Here is a 20,301-nt window from a genome sequence, read left to right on the forward strand (position 1 = left end):
GGGATGCTGACATACCACGAGGTCATGACGACCGACTTCGGACACCTCGCCACGACCGCCGCCAAGTGGGACGACATGGCCGCGGAGTTCAAGAAGATCGAGGACCGCTACCGGGACAGCGTCCAGAAGATCACCCTGGGGGGTCAGGCCTGGACGGGCGTGAGCGTGGGCGCGGCCCGCACCAACTTCGCCGGCACCCGCTACGAGTACTCGGCCGCGCAGACGCAGGCCAAGGCGATCGCCGGCCTGCTGCGTGACGCGCACGAGCAGTTCACCGACCTCAAGAAGAAGGTCGAGTCCGCCCGCGACGACGCGGTGAAGGCCGGCATGAAGGTGTCCGACCAGGGCCGGTGCACCTTCGACTTCGCCAAGGCGGACGCGGGCACGGCCAACGCCGCCCGGCACGACCCGGACCTGAAGAACGTCGAGAACTCCTGGTCGCAGCACATAGAAAGCGCGGTCAAGGCCCTCGACGACGCCGACCAGGGCGTGCGGATCGCACTGGAGGCGGCTTGCGCGGACGGCTACGGCGAGAAGAACGACACCACCTTCGGCACCGGCTTCAACGGCGCGGCGCAGGGCGACGTCGAGGTGTACGAAGCGCGGAACGCGGAGAGCATCGCGACCCGGCTGGCGGGGGGCGAGAAGATCCCGGCGGCCGAGATGGCGGAGCTGCAGCGGTCCTTCCGCGACAACTCGGGCAAGCCCGAGTTCAGCCAGGTGTTCATCAACGGGCTGGGCGCGAAGGGCACGATCGAGCTGACGAACCGGCTCAACGATCAGATCCATGTCAAGAACCCGTCGAACAAGGCGGACTACACGGATCTGCAGAAGGGCCTGGGGGCCACGCTCGCCTCGGCGACGCAGGACCCGAAGTCGGAGGTCTACAAGAAGTTCCGGGCCGACATGCAGAAGGAGGGCCTCGAGCGCCGCAACACCTCCTTCACGGACCTGCGGCTGGAGAAGGCGTACGGCTACCAATCACTGGTCACGCTGATGAGCCAGGGCGGCGGGGACTACTCGAAGCAGTTCCTGCACGACATGGGCGACGACATCATGAAGGCGGAGAAGGGCCGGGACGACATCTGGGTCATGAAGGGCGGCGAGTACAGCGGGGAGCGGACCGGCTGGTTCGCCAACGACCCGATGGACGGCCTGCTCGGCGTGATGAGCCACGACCCGGAGGCCTCGGCTTCCTACCTCAAGGACGAGGACCGGATGAAGCACCTCATGGAGCGCAACTGGGAGGTGGTGCTGGAGGCTCACGAGCACGGCAACTCCACCCACTACTCCGCCGGCCTCGACAAGGACGACCGGGCGGGCTTCGCCGCCGCGCTGCAGGCCGGCGCCACCGGCATCGACCCGTCGGCGCAGAACCCGAAGTTCGTCGAGCACACCGCGGACAACAAGGCCGTCTTCAAGAACGCGATCGACCAGTTCGCGAAGGCCGGCGACGACCTTCCCGAATCGCTGCGCGAGCCGATGGCGAACGTCCTGGTCAACCACGCCGGCACGGTGCACGAGGTGACCAGCAGCGTGGACATGCGCTCCCTGGCGGTGCCGCAGAACGACATGTACGAGGTCATCAAGCAGGTCTCCAAGGACCAGGAGGCCTACGGGAACCTGAACTACGGGATCAACCAGGCCATGGTCGCCGAGATCCACGAGGCGGGCCAGAAGCATCCGGAGGAGTCGCTGCTGCGGGCCGGGCGCACGGTGGGCTTCCTGGAGGAGGCCCGCACCGCGGCGGTCGGCCCGGCCGAGACCGCCGCCTGGGACGAGAAGTGGATGTTCGACACGGCGATCGGCTACCTGCCCGCCTATGACGCGGAGGTCCAGGCGGGGTTCGACTACGTGGTCGACAAGTGGCTGGCGGACGAGCAGAAGAACATCGATCAGGAGTTCGCGGACAAGGACTACGACGCGCAGTACAAGCGCAACGGCCAGCTGATGGCACTGACCGACGAGTGGATGAAGCAGCACGACAAGGACGGCAGCCGCCTCGAATACCAGGAGATGACAGACGAGGCCGCCGGGGCCGGCGCCGATCGCGCCAAACGCGTCACCCCACCACCGAGCGGTGGTGCCGCATGAGGAGCACCAAGGACTTGGGGCAGTTCGCGGCAGGCGCGGTCCTGGCAGCCTCGCTCGCTGCGTGCGGCGGCGGTGCGGACGCCGACCGGGCGGTCCCCGAGACACTGTGCGGCACGCCCGTACCCGCGACCCTGTCGCGGCCGCTGCTCGAACCGTACGGGAAGATCACCGAAGGCAACCGGGTGGATCGGAAGAATCCGAAGACGGCTCCCTGTGTGGTGATGGTGGACGGCAAGCAAGCGCTGGCCTTCCGGTTCGCCTGGCACAACGGCGCGCCGAAGGACCTGCTGGCCCTCTCCCGCGACAGCAGCGTCATGGGGCTGGCGGAACCCGCCCGGGTCGACCTCGGCTTCGAGGAGTCGGTGGTCGGCAACGACGGCGCCACGGCCACGGCCCCGTGCAGGACAGCGGTCGACGATCACTTCACCCTGACGGTGCGCGTCCCACGCACCGACAAGGCCAAGCGCGATCTACGCCCCGCCGTCGAGGCGTTCATGCGCACCTACATGACCGAGACCCTGAAGACCCTGGACTGCGGCTGACGGGCTCGCCGGGATACGCGTGACCAAGCCCGGAGACACCCACCGGGCACGGCACACGCAATCCGCCGCTTCGGGTCGACCGAGCTCACCCCCGTGAAGCTCGACCCCGTCCCGACCACCGCCCCCCCTCGACACTCCAGTGGCGGCGGAGCATTGGTAACGTACACCAGAGTGACTGTCCGGCGTCAACCAGAGTGTTGTCGGTGCCGGCCCCAAGGGCTTCGAGGAACACTGTGGTGGGCAAAGGCTCGCACTCACGCAAGGAGGTCGTGTACGTGGAGGATGACCAGTCGCCCACCTTCGCCCAACTCCTGGACCACCTCTTCCGCGTGGTGCACCCCCCGTCCCGGGGGCCCTACACCTACGCCGAGGTCGCCGAGGGCATCCGCCAGGCCGCGACCGGCGAGGGGCGCGGGGTGACGGCGAGCGCCATCCAGCAGCTGCGCACCGGCGCCAAGCGGAACCCCACCCGGCACACCATCAAGGCCCTGGCCGACTTCTTCGGCGTACCGGCGGGCTACTTCGTCGACAGCGCGGCGGCCGAACGCACCCGGGCGGAGATCGACCTCCTCGCCGCCATGCGCGACCAGGACGTCCGCAAGGTGGCCCTGCGCGCCAACGGGCTGAGCGTCGACAGCCTGAAGATGCTGTCCACCGTGATCGAACAGGCCCGGAAGCTCGAAGGTCTCACCACCGACGACCCCGCGCAGGACCTCGACCTGGACGACTGACCCCGGCCCGCACCGCCCGGCCGCGGCGCCACCCCGCCCTCACATCAAGGTCGCGAACATGTCAGCATTGGGGGGCGCCTACCGGGCTTCCGGGGAGAGGTCCGACCGGCCGACCACCCCCGATCGGCGTCACAGAGTGAGGACATGGACCTTGAGCAGCTTCGCGCCACGTGTGAGGCGCGCATCGAGGCACTGGGGCTCCCGCACCGCTTCAGCACCCGCGACCTCCGCGACGCCGTGGCCGAACAACGCGGACGCCCCATCCTCCTGCGCCCCCTGAGCACCCTGGGCGCCACGGACGCCCCGTGCGGCATCCGCCTGGAGACCCCGGACGCCGACCTGTTGTTCTACGAGGAGGCCACCTCCCCCCTCCACCAGAACCACATCCTCGCCCACGAGATCAGCCACATCATCTGCGACCACCCCGGCAGCCTCGAGCTGGACCAGGACACCCTGCGCGCGATCGGGTTCAACCCCACCCTCGTACAGCGCATGTCCGGGCGGACGAGCTACACCAGCGAGGACGAACGCGAGGCCGAGGTGATGGCCAGCGTGATCCGACAACTCATGTACCGGGGACGCGAAAGCCCGTCGAGCCGGCCCGCCAGCGGCGCCGAGAGCTGGGACGCGCTGTTCGCCACGCCACACAGGAAGAAACGCCACCGGAAATGATCAACATCCTCTTCACGGGCACGGCCGTCGTGCTGCTGTGCTTCGCCGCCTACTGGGTGGCGCGAGGACGCGGCGGACACCGCCCCACGGGCACCCGGGCGATGGCGGCGCTGCTGACCTCGTTCGCCCTCGCCTTCGCCTCCTACGCCCCCGCCGTGGAGCGCGCGGTCGAATCGGTGGTCCCCCACGTCGCCCGGCTGCTCAGCAACACCTTCACCCTGACGGCGGCCACCTCGGTCCTCGCCTTCCTCTTCCAGCTCAACCTGGACGGCGAAGCGGCCCGCCGGCAGATCCGGCTGCGCGTCATCGCCCTCGCCGCCTCCGTCGCCGGCATGACGGCCTTCTTCACCGCCGAACAACTCACCGGCCGCAACCCGGCGTTGTACGCGTGCTACGTACTCGTCTACATCTCCTACCTGGGCTACACGGCCAAGGACTTCCTGCTGCAGACCTGGGCCCAGTCCAAGCGCTCGACCCGCCGCAGCCAGCGCTGGGGCCTGCGCACGACCTCGGTCGGCTGCGGCTTCGCCCTCGGCTACGCCGCGTACAAGCTCTTCGCCCTGGTCTCCATCGGCCTGGGCCTGGGGCTCGTACCCGACGGCGCCCGCTGCTCGACGCCGCTGACCCCCTTCCGCTGCACGTTCAGCGTGACCGCGCCCGCCGTAGCCGTCCTCCTCATCACCCTCGGGCTCACCCTCCCCGCCCTGCTGTGGCCGGTCAGCCAACTGCGGCGCCGCCGCTGGGAACGGAACTCGTTCACCGCGCTGGAACCCCTGTGGCGCGAGGTCACCTCGGCCGTCCCCGAGGTCGTGCTCGACCCGGGCGGCGCCGGGGCCGACACCCACGACCTCGACTTCCACCTCCACCGCCGGGTCATCGAGATCAACGACTGCGTACTGGCCCTGCGCCGCTACCGCCAGGCCTCCGTACGCGACGCCGCGGCCGCCGAGGTCGCCCGCCGGGGCGCGGCCGACACCCCCGAGGGCGACGCCGAGGTGGAAGCGGCGGTCATCGCCGCGGCCGTCAGCGCGAAGCACGCCGGGCTCCCCCTCGACGGCGACGAGGCCCCGCCCGCCGCCGGCACCCGCTCCCGCAAGGGCGACCTCCCGGCGGAGACCGCGTGGCTGCTGCTCGTGGCGGCCGCCTACGCGCGGCGCCCGGCGCCCGAGACCGCGGGTGCGGCCTCGTGACCGCCCCGCGGCAGGACCCCCTGCGCGACCCGCGCTTCTTCGCCGACCCCTACCCGACGTACGACCGGCTGCGCGAAGGCTGCCCGGTCCAACGGGTCCCCACCGGCTCGGGCGGACACCACGCGTACCTGATCACCGGCCACCCCGAGGCGCGCGAGGCGTTCACGGACCCCCGCCTGTCCAAGGACACGGCCCGCTTCTTCGCCGGCCGGCCCTCGAACCGCGACCTGCACCCGGCGATCTCCCGCAACATGCTGGCGAGCGACCCGCCCGCGCACACCCGCCACCGGCGGGTGGCGACCCGGCTGTTCACGACCGGCCGCGTCCGGGAACTGCGCCCGTTCATCACCGGGGTCGTGGACGACCTGACGGCCACGTGGCGCCCGGGCACGGAGATCGACCTGGTGGCGGACCTGGCGGTCCCCCTCCCCGTCACCGTCGTCTGCGAACTCCTGGGCGTACCCGAGGCGGACCGCGCCCCCCTCGCCGCCCGGTCCCACGACCTCTTCGACGCGACCGACACCGCCCGCATCGACGCCGCCTCGCACCACATCGGCGACTACCTCACCGACCTGATCGACAGCTCCCCCCACCACTGGTTCGTCCGTGACTGTGGAGCGGGCGGCCTGGACCGGGACGAGACGATCTCCCTGGCCGCCCTCCTCCTGGTCGCCGGCCACGAGACCACCACCCACTTCATCGGCAACGCGGTCCTGGCCCTGCTCCGCCACCCGGAGGCGCTCGACCGCCTGCGCCGGGACCCGGACCTGATCCCCGGCGCCCTCGACGAACTGCTCCGCTACGACTCCCCGATCAGCGTGGCCACCTTCCGCCACAGCACGCAGGACCTGCGCATCGGCGACACCGACATCCCGGCGGGCTACCCGGTCCTGATCTCCCCCGGCGCCGCGAACCGCGACCCCTCGGCGTTCCCCGACCCGAACCGCCTCGACCTCGACCGCGACGCCACCGCCCACCTCTCCTTCGGCCACGGCATCCACCGCTGCCCGGGCGCCCCCCTGGCCCGAGCCGAAACAGAAACCGCCCTCCACACCCTCCTGACCCGCTTCCCGAACACCCGCCTGACCGTCCCCCCGGATTCCCTCCGTTGGCGCCAAACCCGCCTCACCCGCGGCCTGACCACCCTCCCCCTCACCTTGGCCTGACCCCCGGCCGAACAAAACGCCCGCCGCCGGACCCCCTTGCGGGGAATCCGGCGGCGGGCGCGGGAGCGGTGGGCGGGTCAGGCGCCCTTGGCGATCGGCTCCAGGATCGCCACGCACTCCATGTGGTGCGTCATCGGGAAGAGGTCGAAGACGCGCAGGGTGCGGACCTTGTAGCCGTTTTCCTTGAAGTAGCCCAGGTCGCGGGCCAGGGCCGCCGGGTCGCAGGCCACGTACGCGATGCGGCGGGCGGAGAGGCCCGCGATGTGGCGGACCGTCTGCTTGCCGGCGCCGGCGCGCGGGGGGTCCAGGACGACCAGGTCGCACTCGGTGATGCCGGTCTTGGGGAGGATCTGCTCGACCTTGCCCTGTTCGACGCGGACCCGGGGGAAGTCGGCCAGGTTGTGTCGGGCGTCCTCGACCGCGCGCTTCGTCGACTCGATGCCGAGGACCGCGCCCGTCTCGCCGAGGCGTTCGGCCAGGGCGCCCGCGAAGATGCCGACGCCGCAGTACAGGTCGAGGGCCATCTCGCCCTTGCGCGGCATCAGGCCCTGCATGACGGCCTTGATCAGGGTGTCCGCGGCCTGCGGGTGGACCTGCCAGAAGCCGCCCATGCCGACGCGGTAGGTGCGGCCGTCGGCGCGCTCGCGGACGAAGGGGCGGCCGTGGACGCGGTGGACGCCGCCGTCCTTCTCCTCGACCCGCAGCACCGAGACCGGCTGGTCGAGCTCGACGAGGGGGAGGCGGCCGCCGGGGCGCGGGGTGAGGACCACCTGGCGGTCGTGGGAGCCGGAGGCGGCGATGGCCTCCACCGAGGCCATCTGCGGCCAGTCCTGCTCCTCGATGCCCAGCTCGCTGACGCCCTGGGCCGCGATCATGCAGTGGTCGATCAGCTGCACGTCGTGCGAGCGGTGCTTGCGCAGGCCCGCGCGGCCGTCCTCGTCGATCGCGTACTGGACGCGGGTGCGCCACTGCGGCACCTGCCCGGCCGGGAGCTTGTCGCCCTCGGCGGGCATGACCGTGCCGTCCCAGCCGGCCTCCTCCGGGGTGAGCCCGGCGAGCCGCTTCAGCTGCTCGGCGACGACCTCGCCCTTGAGCCGGCGCTGGGCGCCCGGCTTGGCGTGCTGCCAGTCGCAGCCGCCGCACTTGCCGGGGCCGGCGTACGGGCAGGGGGCCTCGACGCGGTCCTTGGAGGCGTCGAGGACGGTGATCGCGTCGGCGCGCAGGAAGCGGGAGTCCGTCTCGCCCTCCGTGACGCGCGCGACGACCTTCTCGCCGGGCAGCGTGTGGCGGACGAACAGGACGCGGCCGTCCTCGGTCCGGGCGATGCAGTGTCCGCCGTGCGCGACGGGGCCGACCTCGACCTCGTACTCCTCCCCGACCAGTGACTGCTTCTCGTTCAGCTCGGCGCTCGTCATGGTGGGGAGACTCCAAGAAAGTGGATCAAAGGGGAACGGCCGGACGACCGACCCACCAGTTTACGTGGATCTCGTCCGGCCGTTCACCAACCCGGTACCCGGCCCGTCAGGCCTTCGACGCGGGGTCCTTCGGGGGGCGCGGGGTGTCCACGGGACCGCGGCGCACCGCGCCCGGGGCATTCCAGTCCTGGCGCTTCCTGGCCCGCCTCTTGGCGAGTTCGGAGGACTCCAGCTGGTAGGGCACCGAGGTGACCATCACGCCGGGCGTGAAGAGCAGCCGGCCCTTGAGCCGCAGCGCGCTCTGGTTGTGCAGGAGGTGCTCGTACCAGCGCCCGACGACGTACTCCGGGATGTACACGCTGACCGCGTCGCGCGGGTTCTCGCTGCGCAGGCCCTTCACGTACTCGACCACCGGGCGGGTGATCTCCCGGTACGGCGAGTCGAGGATCTTGAGCGGTACGTTGATCCCGCGCCGGTCCCACTCCTGGCGCAGCGCCTTGGTCTCGGCCGGGTCGACGCTGATGCTGAGCGCCTCCAGGGTGTCCGAGCGGGTCAGCTTGGCGAAGGCCAGGGCGCGCAGCGTGGGCTTGTGGACCTTGGAGACCAGGACGATCGAGTGGACCCGGGAGGGCCGCACGCTGTCGTCGCTGGGGCCCTCGGCGGCGGCGATCTCGGCGGAGACGCGGTCGTAGTGCTTGCGGATCGCGGACATCGTGCCGTAGAAGATCAGCATGCCGAGCAGGGCGACCCAGGCACCGTGGGTGAACTTGGTGGCCAGGACCACGACCAGCACCATGCCGGTGAAGAAGGCGCCGAAGGTGTTGATCGCCCGGGAGCGGTGCATCCGGCGGCGGGCGGCCTGGTCGCGCTCCGACTTCAGGTGGCGGTTCCAGTGCCGGACCATGCCGATCTGGCTCAGGGTGAACGAGACGAACACGCCGACGATGTAGAGCTGGATCAGCTTGGTCGAGTCGGCGTCGTAGACCCACACGAGCAGCATGGCGGCGCCGGCGAGGAGCACGATGCCGTTGGAGAAGGCGAGCCGGTCGCCGCGGGTGTGCAGCTGGCGCGGCAGGTAGCGGTCCTGGGCGAGGATCGAGCCGAGCAGCGGGAAGCCGTTGTACGCGGTGTTGGCGGCCAGGAACAGGACCAGCGCGGTGGCCGCGGCCAGCACGATGAAGAGGATGCTGCCGTCGCCGAACACGGCTTCGGCGACCTGGGAGATCACCGGGTGCTGGACGTATCCGTCGCCGACGGGGACGCCGTCCTTCAGCAGGTCCACGGAGGGCGTCTCGGCCATCCGCACGTTCGTCGCCATGGCCAGGCCGATGATCCCGCAGAACATGGTGACGGCGAGGGCGCCCATGAGCAGCAGGGTGGTGGCCGCGTTCTTGCTCTTGGGCTTGCGGAAGGCGGGGACGCCGTTGCTGATGGCCTCGACGCCCGTGAGCGCGGCGCAGCCGGAGGAGAAGGCCCGCAGCAGCAGGAAGACCAGCGCGAAGCCGGCCAGGCCCTGGTGTTCGGGCTTGATCTCCAGGTCCGCGGTGGGGGCTTTCATGGTGTCGCCGACGACGATGCCCCGCCACGCGCCCCAGGCGATCATGACGAAGACGGCCCCGACGAACACGTAGGTCGGGATGGCGAAGAGCTTTCCGGACTCCTTCACGCCGCGCAGATTCATCAGCGTGAGCAGCAGAATCATGATCACCGCCGAGAGCACCTTGTGCTCGATGACGAAATCGACGGCGGAGCCGAGGTTCTCCACTCCGGAGGAGATCGAGACGGCGACGGTCAGGACGTAGTCGACGAGCAGGGCGCTCGCCACCGTGAGACCGGCCTTGGGGCCGAGGTTGGTGTTGGCGACCTCGTAGTCGCCGCCGCCGCTCGGGTAGGCGTGGACGTTCTGCCGGTAGGAGGCGACCACGGTGAACATCAGTACGACGACCGCGAGCGCGATCCAGGGGCTGAAGTGGTACGCCGACACGCCCGCGATCGACAGGACCAGTAGGACCTCGCCCGGGGCATATGCCACCGAGGAGAGCGGGTCGGACGCGAAGACAGGGAGGGCGATCCGCTTGGGAAGGAGTGTTTCCCCGAGGCGGTCGCTGCGGAGCGCCCGGCCGATCAGGATCCGTTTGGGCACGTCGGTCAGTTTGGACACGCAGAGGATCGTAAGCGTTCGAAATCGGACTGACGAACCCGCACCCCGTTGCGCGGCATTGCGCCGCCTATATGCAGCGTATATGCCATCCATACGCCGCCTGAACGACTCGGAACGGCGACGGAAGAGGTCCCGCCGGTGACCGCCCGTGTGTAGCTTGGGCCATGGTCTGAGACCCTGTTAAACCAGAGCATGCAATGAGGCTGGGTACCAGCGAGCCGCTGACAGCCGGAAGGACGGCCGTGCACATCGTCATCATGGGTTGCGGAAGAGTGGGTTCCGCCCTCGCGCAGACCCTGGAACAGCAGGGGCATACGGTCGCCGTCGTCGACCAGGACCCCACCGCATTCCGCCGGCTGGGGGCCGGATTCGGCGGCCGCCGCGTCACCGGGGTCGGCTTCGACCAGGACACCCTGAGGGAGGCCGGGATCGAGGAGGCGGGCGCGTTCGCCGCCGTCAGCAGTGGTGACAATTCCAACATCATCGCCGCCCGCGTGGCCCGGGAGATGTTCGGAGTCGAGAACGTCGCCGCACGCATTTACGACCCGAAGCGCGCCGAGGTCTACCAGCGCCTCGGCATCCCCACCGTGGCCACCGTCCGGTGGACCGCCGACCAGATGCTGCGCCGGCTGCTGCCCTCGGGCGCCGAGCCGCTGTGGCGCGACCCGAGCGGCGGTGTGCAGCTCGCCGAGGTGCACACCGCGGACGCCTGGATCGGCCACAAGGTCAGCAAGCTCCAGGACGAGACCGGCGTCCGCGTCGCCTTCCTGACCCGCCTGGGCGAAGCGATCCTGCCCACGTCGGCGACCGTCCTCCAGGAGGGCGACCTCGTCCACGTGATGATGCGCACGGACGAGATCGAAAAGGTCGAGGCGGCCTTCGCCGAGGGGCCTGAGGAGGCACACGCATGAGAGTCGCGATCGCCGGGGCAGGCGCGGTGGGCCGTTCCATCGCGGGCGAGCTGCTGGAGAACGGGCACGAGGTGCTCCTGGTCGACAAGGCCCCGACCGCCATCTCCGTGGAGCGGGTGCCGCAGGCCGAGTGGCTGCTGGCCGACGCTTGCGAGATCACCTCGCTGGACGAGGCCGCGCTGCAGCGCTGCAACGTGGTCATCGCGGCGACCGGAGACGACAAGGTCAACCTCGTCGTCTCACTGCTCGCCAAGACCGAGTACGGGGTGCCGCGCGTGGTGGCCCGCGTCAACAACCCGAAGAACGAGTGGCTCTTCAACGAGTCCTGGGGCGTCGATGTCGCGGTGTCCACGCCGCGCCTGATGTCGGCCCTGGTCGAGGAGGCCGTCAGCGTCGGCGACCTGGTGCGGCTGCTGCGCTTCAGCCACGGCGACGCCAACCTGGTCGAGCTGACCCTGCCCGCCGACTCGTCCGTCGCCGGCACCCAGATCAGCGAGATCACCTGGCCCGAGGACACCTCGCTGGTCACGATCATCCGGGGCAACCGGGTCCTGACCCCGCACGCGGAGGAGACCCTCGAGCCGGGCGACGAGCTGCTCTTCGTGGCCGCGCAGGCGCGGGAGGAGCAGCTGGAGGATCTGCTGCAGGCGCGGCGGTAGCCCCTGCCGCGGCCCTGCGAGCAGGCCCGCACGACGAAGGGGGCGGGCGACCGGTCGGTCGCCCGCCCCCTTCGTGTTGCCCAGCCATCCGCCCGTCTGCGGCGCCGCTGCCGGGGCTCCGCCCCAGGCCCTCCCCCCGGACTCCGTCCGGGGGACCCCCACGCCTCGAACGCCGGCGGGGCCGGACTAGGCCTTGCCCTCCCGGGCTGCTTCCTTCGCTTCCCATTCCGCGATCACGTCGATCGGCGGCGGGGCCTTGGCCAGGAAGAGCCAGGTGAAGTACACCGCGAGCACCATCGGCGGGAGCTTCAGCGCGATCAGGACCCAGCCCAGCTGCGTCGCGTCGCCCCACCAGTACAGCGGGAAGAGGATCGCGTACTTGGCCAGGAAGATGATCCCCCAGGCCAAACTGGCCTTGGTGTACGCCTTCTTGCGGCCGGGGTTGCGGGTGCGCCAGGACAGGTTCTCCTTGAAGACCGGCCCCAGGATCACGCCCAGCAGCGGGAAGCCGACCAGCGCGGAGACCGTGAAGGCCACGCCCAGGCCGGCGCCGTAGATCATGCCCGGCAGGTAGAAGCCCTTCGCGCTGCCCGTGAACAGGGCGAAGGCCACGCCCACGCCCACGCCGAAGACACCGCTGAAGGCGTGCTTCACCGTGTCCCTGCGCAGCAGCCGCACGATCACCAGCAGGACCGCGACCGCGCCCGCCGCGATCGCGGACATCTTCACGTCCCGGTTGATCGTGTAGATCATGACGAACAGCAGCCCCGGGAGCATCGTCTCCACGGTGCCCCGGATGCCGCCGAAGGCGTCGAACAGCGCCGCCTGCGTCACCGCGCTCTGGTCATCGGCGGGAGCGCCGGCCGCACCGGGTTCTGGGGTGGTCGGTTTGTCGAGTGACGTCACCGGTCAGTGCTCCTGTCCGAGCGGTCGGAGTTCGTACTTCGGGTTGAAGAGCACCCGACGGCCGTGGGTCATGGAGATGCGGCCCGAGGCGATCATGCGCCGACCGGGCTCGATTCCCACGATCGAGCGACGCCCGAGCCACACCACGTCCAGCGCCGCCGAGCCGTCGAACAGCTCCGCCTCGAGGGCGGGGACGCCGGCCCGCGGCCGCAGGGTGACCGTACGCAGGGTGCCGGTCACCTTGACTATCTGCCGGTCGTGGCAGTCGCAGATCCGCGTGCACCCCGCGGCCTCTGCGTCCTCTTGCAGCTCCGCCGAATGCAGCTCCTCCTGGGAGGTGGACAGCCGCTCTATCATCCGGCGGAACCGGCCCGCCGGCCTGGCCGGCTTCGCGGGCTTCTCGGGACGCGGTTCAGCACTCATAACAGGAAGCGTACCGGCGTGCCCACTACCTCTCGAAGCGGTATCCCATGCCCGGTTCGGTGATGAAGTGCCGCGGGTGCGAGGGGTCGGCCTCCAGTTTGCGCCGCAGCTGCGCCATGTAGACCCGCAGGTAGTTGCTCTCCGTGCCGTACGTGGGGCCCCAGACCTCCTGCAGCAGCCGCTTCTGGCTGACCAGCTTGCCGCCGTTGCGGACCAGGACCTCCAGCAGGTGCCACTCGGTGGGCGTGAGCCGTACGTCGCGCCCTTCCCGTACGGCCTTCTTCGCGGCCAGGTCCACGGTGAACGCGGCGGTCTCCACGAGCACCTCGTCCTCGCCCGACCCGGCGGGCGGCTCGGCCCGGCGGACGGCCGCGCGCAGCCGGGCCAGCAGCTCGTCCATGCCGAAGGGCTTGGTCACGTAGTCGTCGGCGCCCGCGTCCAGGGCCTCGACCTTCTCGTCGGAGGTGTGGCGGGCGGAGAGCACCAGGATCGGCACCCGGGTCCAGCCGCGCAGTCCCTTGATCACCTCGATGCCGTCCATGTCGGGCAGGCCGAGGTCCAGGAGGACCACGTCGGGGTGGCGGGCCGCCGCGAGCTCCAGGGCGCCCGCTCCGTCGGCGGCCGAGTCGACCTCGTACCTGCGCGCCTTCAGGTTGATCACGAGGGCTCGGACGATCTGCGGCTCGTCTTCCACCACGAGCACCCGGGTCATTGAGGTCCTGCCTTCTGTCGCACCAGCGGATCACGGTCGTGATCACGTTCCACCCTGTCCGCCCCGTCCCGCGCCGCCGCCCGCAGGGTCAGCACCATGGTCAGCCCGCCGCCGGGGGTGTCCTCGGCCGCGAGGGTGCCGTCCATCGCCTCGGCGAAGCCCCGGGCCACGGCGAGCCCGAGGCCCACCCCGGCCCCGCGCGGCGCGTCCCCGTGCCGCTGGAAGGGGGCGAAGATCCTGTCCTTGGCCTCGTCGGGCACGCCGGGCCCGCGGTCGACCACCCGTACCTCGACCCGGTCGCCCAGGAAGCTGGCCGCCACCAGCACCCGCTCGCCGGGCGGGCTGTACTTGACGGCGTTCTCCACGACGTTGGCCACGGTCCGCTCCAGCAGCCCCGGGTCCACCGCCACCATGGGCAGCGTCTCGGGCACGTCGAGCACCACGCTGCCCTCCGGTACGCCGCCCAGCGCCATCGGGATCACCTCGTCGAGGTCGATCTCCCTGATCAGCGGGGTGACGGTGCCGGTCTGCAGCCGGGACATGTCCAGCAGGTTGCCCACGAGGTGGTCCAGACGGTCCGCGCCGTCCTCGATGCCCGCCAGGAGCTCCGCCCGGTCCTCCTCGGACCAGTCCACGTCGTCGGAGCGCAGGGAGCTCACGGAGGCCTTGATGGAGGCCAGCGGGGTACGCAGGTCGTGGCTGACGGCGGCCAGCAGGGCGGTCCGGATCCGGTTGCCCTCGGCCTGCCGGCGGGCCTCCTCGGCCTCCCCGACCAGCCGCTGCCGGTCCAGGACCACGGCGGCCTGGGCGGCGAAGGCGCCGAGCACCCGGCGGTCCTCGGCGGGCAGCACCCGTCCCGACATCGCCAGGGCCATGTGGTCGCCGATCGGCATGTCGACATCCGCGTCCTCGGGCCGGTCCACCGGGTCGGGGCCGACGCTGCCGGCCCTCCGCCACGGCTCGACCTCGCCCTCCCGCTCCAGCAGGGCCACGGACTGCATGGCGAAGGTCTCGCGCACCCGCACCAGCAGCGCCTCCAGGCTGGTCTCGCCGCGCAGCACGCTGCCGGCCAGGAAGGAGAGGATCTCGGACTCGGCACGCAGCCGCGCCGCCTGGTGCGTGCGCCGGGCGGCCAGGTCCACCACGGAGGCCACGGAGACGGCCACCCCGAAGAAGACGGCGATGGCGACGATGTTCTTCGGGTCGGAGACCGTGAGCCGGTGCAGGGGCGGGGCGAAGAAGTAGTTCAGGAGCAGCGACCCGACGGCGGCGGAGGCCAGGGCCGGCCAGAGTCCGCCCAGCAGCGCGGCCGCGACCGTCAGCGCCAGGAAGAGCAGCATGTCGTTGGCGAGCCCGACGTCCGCCTCGATGTGCGTCAGCAGCAGGCAGAGCAGCACGGGCAGCAGCACGCCCACCACCCAGCCCGCGACGAGCCGGGGGCGCCCCAGCCGGGCCGCCGAGCGGACCACGGGCAGGCCGCGGCCCCTGGCCACCGCCTCGTGGGTGACGATGTGGACGTCGAGGTCGGGTCCGGAGTCGCGGGCGACGGTGGCGCCGACGCCGGGGCCGAGCACGTACTGCCAGGTCTTGCGGCGGCTGGAGCCGAGCACGATCTGGGTGGCGTTGACCCCGCCGGCGAAGGCGAGGAGCGCCTCGGGAACGTTGTCGCCGATCACATGGTGAAACGTTCCGCCTAGGTCTTCGACCAGCGTCCGCTGGACGGCGAGCTCCTTCGGCGAGGCGGCGGTCAGCCCGTCGCTGCGGGCGATGTAGACGGCGAGGATCTCGCTGCCCGAGCCCTTGGCAGCGATCCGGGAGGCCCGCCGGATCAGGGTGCGCCCCTCCGGCCCGCCGGTGACCCCCACGACGATCCGCTCCCGCGCCTGCCAGGTGGAGCGGATGCCGTGCTCGCCGCGGTACTGCTGGAGGTACTCGTCGGCCCGGTCGGCCACCCACAGCAGCGCCAGCTCGCGCAGCGCGGTCAGGTTGCCGGGGCGGAAGTAGTTGGACAGGGCCGCGTCGACCTTGTCCGGCTGGTAGATGTTCCCGTGCGCCATCCGCCGGCGCAGGGCCTGCGGGGACATGTCGACGAGCTCGATCTGGTCGGCCCGCCGCACCACGTCGTCCGGCACGGTCTCCCGCTGCCGCACCCCGGTGATCGACTCGACCACGTCCCCGAGGGACTCCAGGTGCTGGATGTTGACGGTCGACACCACGTCGATGCCGGCCCGCAGCAGCTCCTCGACGTCCTGCCAGCGCTTGGCGTTGCGCGAGCCGGGCACGTTGGTGTGCGCGAGCTCGTCCACGAGCGCCAGGGCCGGGCGCCGGGCGAGGACGGCGTCCACGTCCATCTCGGTGAAGGCCGCCCCGCGGTACGTCAGCTCCCGGCGGGCCACCTGGTCCAGGCCGTGCAGCATGACCTCCGTACGCGGCCGCCCGTGGTGTTCGACGAACCCGACCGCGCAGTCGGCGCCCCGCTCCACCCGGCGGTGGCCTTCGGAGAGCATCGCGTAGGTCTTGCCCACACCGGGTGCCGCGCCGAGATAGATCCTGAGCTTGCCGCGTCCCATGCGCCCATTCTCGGGGACGCCGGTCCGGTCCACGCACCGATGGGGGGCCGTACGCACATCCCTGACGCAACCCTGACGCCCGCGGCGGCGCGTCCCCGGCGCCCGCGGCCGCGACGGCACGCTAAGGCCGGTGGGCCCCACCCGAGCGGCGGGGCCCACCGGCCCGAAGCGTGACAGTGCCCCCGTACGGGTACGGGGCGTGACCGGGGTCAGCGGACCTCGGTGATCTCCGGGCCGCGCTCCAGCTGTCCCATGCCGCCGCCGAAGCGGGAGCCTTCCTGGTCCTCCGTCTGCACGCCGTCCGGCACCATCTGGGCGTCGTTGGGCAGCTTCAGGACGATGGGGTCGCGGGGTGCCATCGGGCCGTCACCGCGGACCACGACGGTGTCGCGGAAGATCTGCTCGAGGACACCCGCCGACTCGGGGCGCACCGCGCCCTGGCCGGAGATGACACCGCGCAGGAACCAGCGCGGACCGTCGACGCCGACGAAGCGGACCAGCTGTGCGCCGGTCTGCCCGTCCGGCAGCGGTACGGGGACCTGAGCGCGCAGCTCCCAGCCCAGCGAGCCCTCGACCTCGTCGATGATGCCGCCCTGCTGGGTGATGCCCGTGGCGATCTCCTCGCGGACCTCGCCCCAGATGCCTTCCTTGCGCGGTGCGGCGAAGGCCTGCAGCTGTACGGCGCTGTCGCCCAGGACGACGGTCGCGGCGACGATCGCGTCACCGGCGACCTCGACCCGCAGCTCCATGCCCTCGACCCCGGGTACGAAGATGCCGCCCAGGTCCACCCGGCCGTCGGCCGGGTTGCCGAGCACCTCGGAGACGTCCCAGGGGCCGTCGGGCCGCGGGGCGGGAGGCAGGTTCACCCGGCGCGGCTGGGCCGCGTCGAGCTCGTCGGCGCCGTCCTGCTCGCCGGCGTCCAGGTCGGACACACGGCCATCGACCTGCTCGGCCGCGCCGCCGTCCTTGGCGGAGTCGTTCTTCTTGCGACGTCCGAACACGTCACTGTCCTTCCCGGTCGGTTACGACCGAAGCGTAGCCATTCCCACCCTGCTGACCAGCGCCGGATCCGGCCACGGCCGGATGGCCGCCGGTGGAGCCGAAACCCCCCTCGGCCCGGGCCGAGCCGGGAAGTTCCGCCACCTCGTGGAAGCGCACCTTCTCGACCCGCTGGACAACCAGCTGGGCGATGCGGTCGAAACGCTCGAACCGGACGCTCTCGCGAGGGTCGAGATTGACCACGATCACCTTGATCTCCCCACGGTACCCGGCATCCACCGTCCCCGGGGCATTCACGAGCGCGAGCCCGCAGCGGGCGGCCAGGCCGGACCTCGGGTGCACGAAGGCGGCGTACCCGTCGGGCAGCGCGATGGACACCCCGGTGGGGAGTACGGTCCGCTCGCCGGGCTCCAGCTCGGCGGCCTGGGTCGTCACCAGGTCGCAGCCGGCGTCCCCGGGGTGGCTGTAGGCGGGGAGGGGCACCTCGGGGTCGACGCGGCGGATCAGCACGTCGACGGGGGCGTGTTCATTCAGGGACATCAGGGGTTCACCTCGAAGGCGCGGGCGCGCCTGACCTGGTCCGGGTCGGCCATCGCCGCCTGGATCTCCTCGGGCCGACCGTTGTCGATGAAGTGGTCGACCTTCACCTCGATGAACAGCGCGTCCGCGCGCACGGCGACCGGCCCCCCGGGCCCGCCTATCCGGCCGACCGCGCTGCAGTAGATCTTCCGTCCGGCGACCGCGGTGACCTCGGCGTCGAGGTGCAGCACGGTGTCCACCGGAACGGGCCGTACGAAGTCGGTCTCCAGCCGGCCCGTCACGGCGATGACGCGCAGCAGCCAGTTCAGCGAGCCGAGCGTCTCGTCGAGCGCGGTGGCCAGCACGCCGCCGTGGGCGAGGCCGGGGGCACCCTGGTGCGCGGGCTTGACGGTGAACTCGGCGGTGACGCGCACGCCCTCGCCCGCACGGGCCTCCAGGTGGAGTCCGTGCGGCTGGCCCCCGCCGCAGCCGAAGCAGTGCTCGTAGTGTGCGCCGAGGAGCTCGCCGGGCGCGGGCGCGTCGGGGTGCCGGACCGGCGCGGCGGCATCGGCCGGGGGCGTCAACGCTGTCTTTCGTCCACTCACAGCCGCAGACCTTACCCGCGCGGCTACCCGCCGGTCGCCTCGTGGCAGGCTTGAGCGCATGCAGCTCTCCCCCGCGCACCACGACGAACGTCTGACCGCCCCCCGCTCCTGGTGGGGCATCGCCGTCCTCATCGGCCTCGCGTGCGCGCTGATGCTGCTGCCGCTGGGCACGCTGCCGCTGCTGGCCGGGCTGGTCGGGGGCACCGGGCTGGCCGGGCTGCTGGTGAGTTCGTACGGCTCCGCGCGCGTGCGCGTGGTGAACGGAGCCCTGGCGGCGGGTGACGCCCGGATCCCGGTGGCGGCCCTGGGCGATCCCGAGATCCTGGACGCCGAGGAGTCGCGCGCCTGGCGCACGTACAAGGCCGACACCCGCGCCTTCATGCTGATGCGCAGCTACGTGCCGACCGCGGTGCGGGTCGAGGTGACCGACCCGGCGGACCCGACCCCGTACGTGTACGTCTCCACCCGCGAGCCGGAGGCCCTGCGGGCGGCGATCCTCGCGGCGAAGGGCTGATCCCGCCGCGGGTTCCGGGCGGCCGGGCCCTCAGGCTCCGCCGTCGGGTCGTCCGGGGCCCTCGAGTGCGGCCCTGGTGGCCTCGGGAAGGGGCTGGGAGGGCTGTTCCAGGGGCGGGAGCTGCGGCAGGGCGTCCCAGGGCACGGCGCGGGCGCGCAGGTCTCCACGGACCTTCTCGGCGAGTTTGCGGGTGTCGCGGCGGTTCATGACCGCGCCCACGGCCGCACCGACCATGAAGGGCATCAGGTTGGGCAGGTTGCGGAACATCCGCTTCATGATCTGCTGGCGCAGTTCGCGCTTCATCTGGCCGCCGAGCGCCGCGTTCAGCGTGGTCGGCTTGGTGAGGTCGACGCCGCGCTCCTCGGTCCAGGAGGTCAGGTAGGCGAAGCTGCGCTGCCCGAGCGTGCCCGGCGGGCGCAGGCCGTAGACCTCGTGGAGTTCGGCGAGGAGCTTGAGTTCGATGGCGGCGACGCCGGTGATCTCCGCGGCCAGTTCCGCCGGCATGGCGGGCGGGACGGGCAGCATGGCCGCCGCTCCGATGCCCGCGCCGACGGCGGAGGTGGCGTTGGAGGCGCCGTGGATCAGCTTGTCGGCAAGCTGATCGGGGCCGAGGCCCGGGAACTGCGCGCGCAAGGTCGCGAGGTCCCGAACCGGAACGCGCGGGGCGTTCTCGATGATCCTGTCGGTGATGTACAGGGCGGCGTCCCTGACACTTTCGCCGCCCTTGCGTACACCGTTCTTGACGGCTTGCAGCCGACGAGCCCCGGACCGGTGCCGGGCCTCCTCGTCGACTCCTGTGGCCGACGGCACCGCCGGGGCGGTGTCGGAGGGCACGTTGGCGCTACCCATGGCGGAGCCGCCGGAGGTCCCAGGACTCGTTGCCGGGTCCGTGGTTCCCGCCCGCGTCTCCGCCGGATCACCAGATTTTCGGAAGCGGCGCTTCCGAAATGGTGTCGAGCCAGCCACGGCCGACGCCTCTCAGTCGCAGTCGCGGCAGATCGGCTGACCGTTCTTCTCGCGTGCCAGCTGGCTGCGGTGGTGCACCAGGAAGCAGCTCATGCAGGTGAACTCGTCGGCCTGCTTCGGCAGGACCCGGACGGCCAGCTCCTCGTTGGAGAGGTCCGCGCCGGGAAGCTCCATGCTCTCGACCGAGTCGAATTCGTCCATGTCCGCGGACGAGGTCGACTTCTCGTTACGCCGGGCCTTCAGCTCTTCAATGCTGTCGTTGTCGACGTCGTCGTCGGTCTTGCGTGGGGTGTCGTAGTCCGTTGCCATTGTTCGCTCTCCCCCTCTGGGTGTTAGCGGTGTCTCAGCGCACGTAACGCGCGAGAGGCCGGACTTGTGCCCGACCTGAGGCGGAGATTTTGCCTCACATCAAGGTCTGTTACTCAATCGACACCCAGCCGCCTGCCTGAAGGAGCAATCAGCTGGGATGACGACCGGGACCGTACACGGTCCGGGGGCCGTCTTGCACAAACGCCACCCCGTGTATTTCCCGCCATCCGGGGGGCC

At 71.2% G+C, this 20,301-nt stretch carries 20 protein-coding genes; 9 read left to right on the forward strand and 11 right to left on the reverse strand.

The genetic code is table 11. From position 1 onward, the window contains the following. Positions 1-24 precede the first annotated feature (24 nt). The 6 genes from AB0D66_RS00750 (at position 25) to AB0D66_RS00775 (ending at position 6,395) form a co-directional block, all read left to right on the forward strand. Positions 25-2,094: a hypothetical protein gene (locus tag AB0D66_RS00750; RefSeq protein ID WP_362294512.1), complete on the forward strand. Its 2,070-nt coding sequence runs from the start codon at positions 25-27 to the stop codon at positions 2,092-2,094. Beyond that, positions 2,091-2,636 (forward strand): hypothetical protein, encoded by a 546-nt coding sequence (locus AB0D66_RS00755; RefSeq protein WP_362294515.1) that lies wholly within the window; start codon positions 2,091-2,093, stop codon positions 2,634-2,636. The genes AB0D66_RS00750 and AB0D66_RS00755 overlap by 4 nt, the downstream gene beginning before the upstream one ends. Before the next feature lie 275 nt (positions 2,637-2,911). Beyond that, a complete protein-coding gene (locus AB0D66_RS00760; RefSeq protein ID WP_362294518.1) occupies positions 2,912-3,367 on the forward strand; it encodes a helix-turn-helix transcriptional regulator in 456 nt (151 codons plus the stop codon). A gap of 144 nt (positions 3,368-3,511) precedes the next feature. Then, the gene (locus AB0D66_RS00765; protein WP_362294521.1) at positions 3,512-4,039 is read left to right on the forward strand and encodes a regulator component; all 528 of its coding nucleotides are present in this window, start codon (positions 3,512-3,514) and stop codon (positions 4,037-4,039) included. Then, on the forward strand, positions 4,036-5,229 hold the full coding sequence (locus AB0D66_RS00770; RefSeq protein ID WP_362294524.1) for an MAB_1171c family putative transporter: 1,194 nt from the start codon (positions 4,036-4,038) through the stop codon (positions 5,227-5,229). Before AB0D66_RS00765 ends, AB0D66_RS00770 begins: the two co-directional genes overlap by 4 nt. Continuing rightward, positions 5,226-6,395: a cytochrome P450 gene (locus AB0D66_RS00775; protein WP_362294527.1), complete on the forward strand. Its 1,170-nt coding sequence runs from the start codon at positions 5,226-5,228 to the stop codon at positions 6,393-6,395. Before AB0D66_RS00770 ends, AB0D66_RS00775 begins: the two co-directional genes overlap by 4 nt. 77 nt (positions 6,396-6,472) lie before the next feature. On the opposite strand, the gene AB0D66_RS00780 is transcribed toward AB0D66_RS00775, so the two are convergent. Next, complete coding sequence (locus tag AB0D66_RS00780) at positions 6,473-7,810, reverse strand: TRAM domain-containing protein (protein ID WP_362294530.1); 1,338 nt, start codon at positions 7,808-7,810, stop codon at positions 6,473-6,475. Positions 7,811-7,916: 106 nt separating this feature from the next. Further along, positions 7,917-9,971, reverse strand: coding sequence for an APC family permease (locus AB0D66_RS00785; protein WP_362294533.1), 2,055 nt, complete (start codon positions 9,969-9,971; stop codon positions 7,917-7,919). A gap of 242 nt (positions 9,972-10,213) precedes the next feature. Here AB0D66_RS00785 and AB0D66_RS00790 point away from each other — a divergent pair, with 242 nt between their 5' ends. Both AB0D66_RS00790 and AB0D66_RS00795 read left to right on the forward strand, forming a co-directional pair. Beyond that, positions 10,214-10,882, forward strand: coding sequence for a TrkA family potassium uptake protein (locus tag AB0D66_RS00790; protein WP_362294536.1), 669 nt, complete (start codon positions 10,214-10,216; stop codon positions 10,880-10,882). After that, positions 10,879-11,541, forward strand: a complete 663-nt coding sequence (locus AB0D66_RS00795; RefSeq protein ID WP_328928088.1) for a TrkA family potassium uptake protein — start codon at positions 10,879-10,881, stop codon at positions 11,539-11,541. The genes AB0D66_RS00790 and AB0D66_RS00795 overlap by 4 nt, the downstream gene beginning before the upstream one ends. A 186-nt stretch (positions 11,542-11,727) precedes the next feature. Here AB0D66_RS00795 and AB0D66_RS00800 read toward each other — a convergent pair whose 3' ends face one another. The 7 genes from AB0D66_RS00800 to AB0D66_RS00830 all read right to left on the reverse strand — a co-directional run bounded on the left by AB0D66_RS00800 (position 11,728) and on the right by AB0D66_RS00830 (position 18,275). Further along, positions 11,728-12,447 carry a DUF3159 domain-containing protein gene (locus AB0D66_RS00800; RefSeq protein ID WP_362294540.1) on the reverse strand — a complete coding sequence of 240 codons (720 nt, stop codon included), beginning with the start codon at positions 12,445-12,447 and terminating at the stop codon, positions 11,728-11,730. A gap of 3 nt (positions 12,448-12,450) precedes the next feature. Beyond that, on the reverse strand, positions 12,451-12,870 hold the full coding sequence (locus AB0D66_RS00805; protein WP_078626234.1) for an OB-fold nucleic acid binding domain-containing protein: 420 nt from the start codon (positions 12,868-12,870) through the stop codon (positions 12,451-12,453). 25 nt (positions 12,871-12,895) lie between these two features. After that, entirely contained in the window at positions 12,896-13,582 is a 687-nt protein-coding gene (locus AB0D66_RS00810) for a response regulator (protein ID WP_362294543.1), read from the reverse strand. Next, positions 13,579-16,152, reverse strand: a complete 2,574-nt coding sequence (locus tag AB0D66_RS00815; RefSeq protein WP_362294546.1) for a sensor histidine kinase KdpD — start codon at positions 16,150-16,152, stop codon at positions 13,579-13,581. The genes AB0D66_RS00810 and AB0D66_RS00815 overlap by 4 nt, the downstream gene beginning before the upstream one ends. A 209-nt stretch (positions 16,153-16,361) precedes the next feature. Continuing rightward, positions 16,362-17,153: a DUF3710 domain-containing protein gene (locus AB0D66_RS00820; protein WP_362294549.1), complete on the reverse strand. Its 792-nt coding sequence runs from the start codon at positions 17,151-17,153 to the stop codon at positions 16,362-16,364. A gap of 1 nt (position 17,154) precedes the next feature. Continuing rightward, a complete protein-coding gene (gene dut, locus AB0D66_RS00825; RefSeq protein WP_362294552.1) occupies positions 17,155-17,691 on the reverse strand; it encodes a dUTP diphosphatase in 537 nt (178 codons plus the stop codon). After that, complete coding sequence (locus AB0D66_RS00830) at positions 17,691-18,275, reverse strand: PaaI family thioesterase (protein ID WP_362294555.1); 585 nt, start codon at positions 18,273-18,275, stop codon at positions 17,691-17,693. Before AB0D66_RS00830 ends, dut begins: the two co-directional genes overlap by 1 nt. Before the next feature lie 58 nt (positions 18,276-18,333). Between AB0D66_RS00830 and AB0D66_RS00835 the strand changes: the two genes are divergently transcribed. Beyond that, positions 18,334-18,789, forward strand: a complete 456-nt coding sequence (locus AB0D66_RS00835; protein ID WP_362294558.1) for a DUF3093 domain-containing protein — start codon at positions 18,334-18,336, stop codon at positions 18,787-18,789. A 30-nt stretch (positions 18,790-18,819) separates the two neighbouring features. Here AB0D66_RS00835 and AB0D66_RS00840 read toward each other — a convergent pair whose 3' ends face one another. Together AB0D66_RS00840 and AB0D66_RS00845 are read right to left on the reverse strand one after the other, a co-directional pair. Further along, complete coding sequence (locus tag AB0D66_RS00840) at positions 18,820-19,755, reverse strand: hypothetical protein (RefSeq protein WP_362294561.1); 936 nt, start codon at positions 19,753-19,755, stop codon at positions 18,820-18,822. Positions 19,756-19,767: 12 nt separating this feature from the next. Continuing rightward, positions 19,768-20,064, reverse strand: coding sequence for a DUF4193 domain-containing protein (locus AB0D66_RS00845; RefSeq protein WP_030008769.1), 297 nt, complete (start codon positions 20,062-20,064; stop codon positions 19,768-19,770). Between the last annotated feature and the right edge of the window lie 237 nt (positions 20,065-20,301).

This window comes from Streptomyces sp. NPDC048270 (assembly GCF_040652335.1).
Lineage (GTDB): Bacteria > Actinomycetota > Actinomycetes > Streptomycetales > Streptomycetaceae > Streptomyces.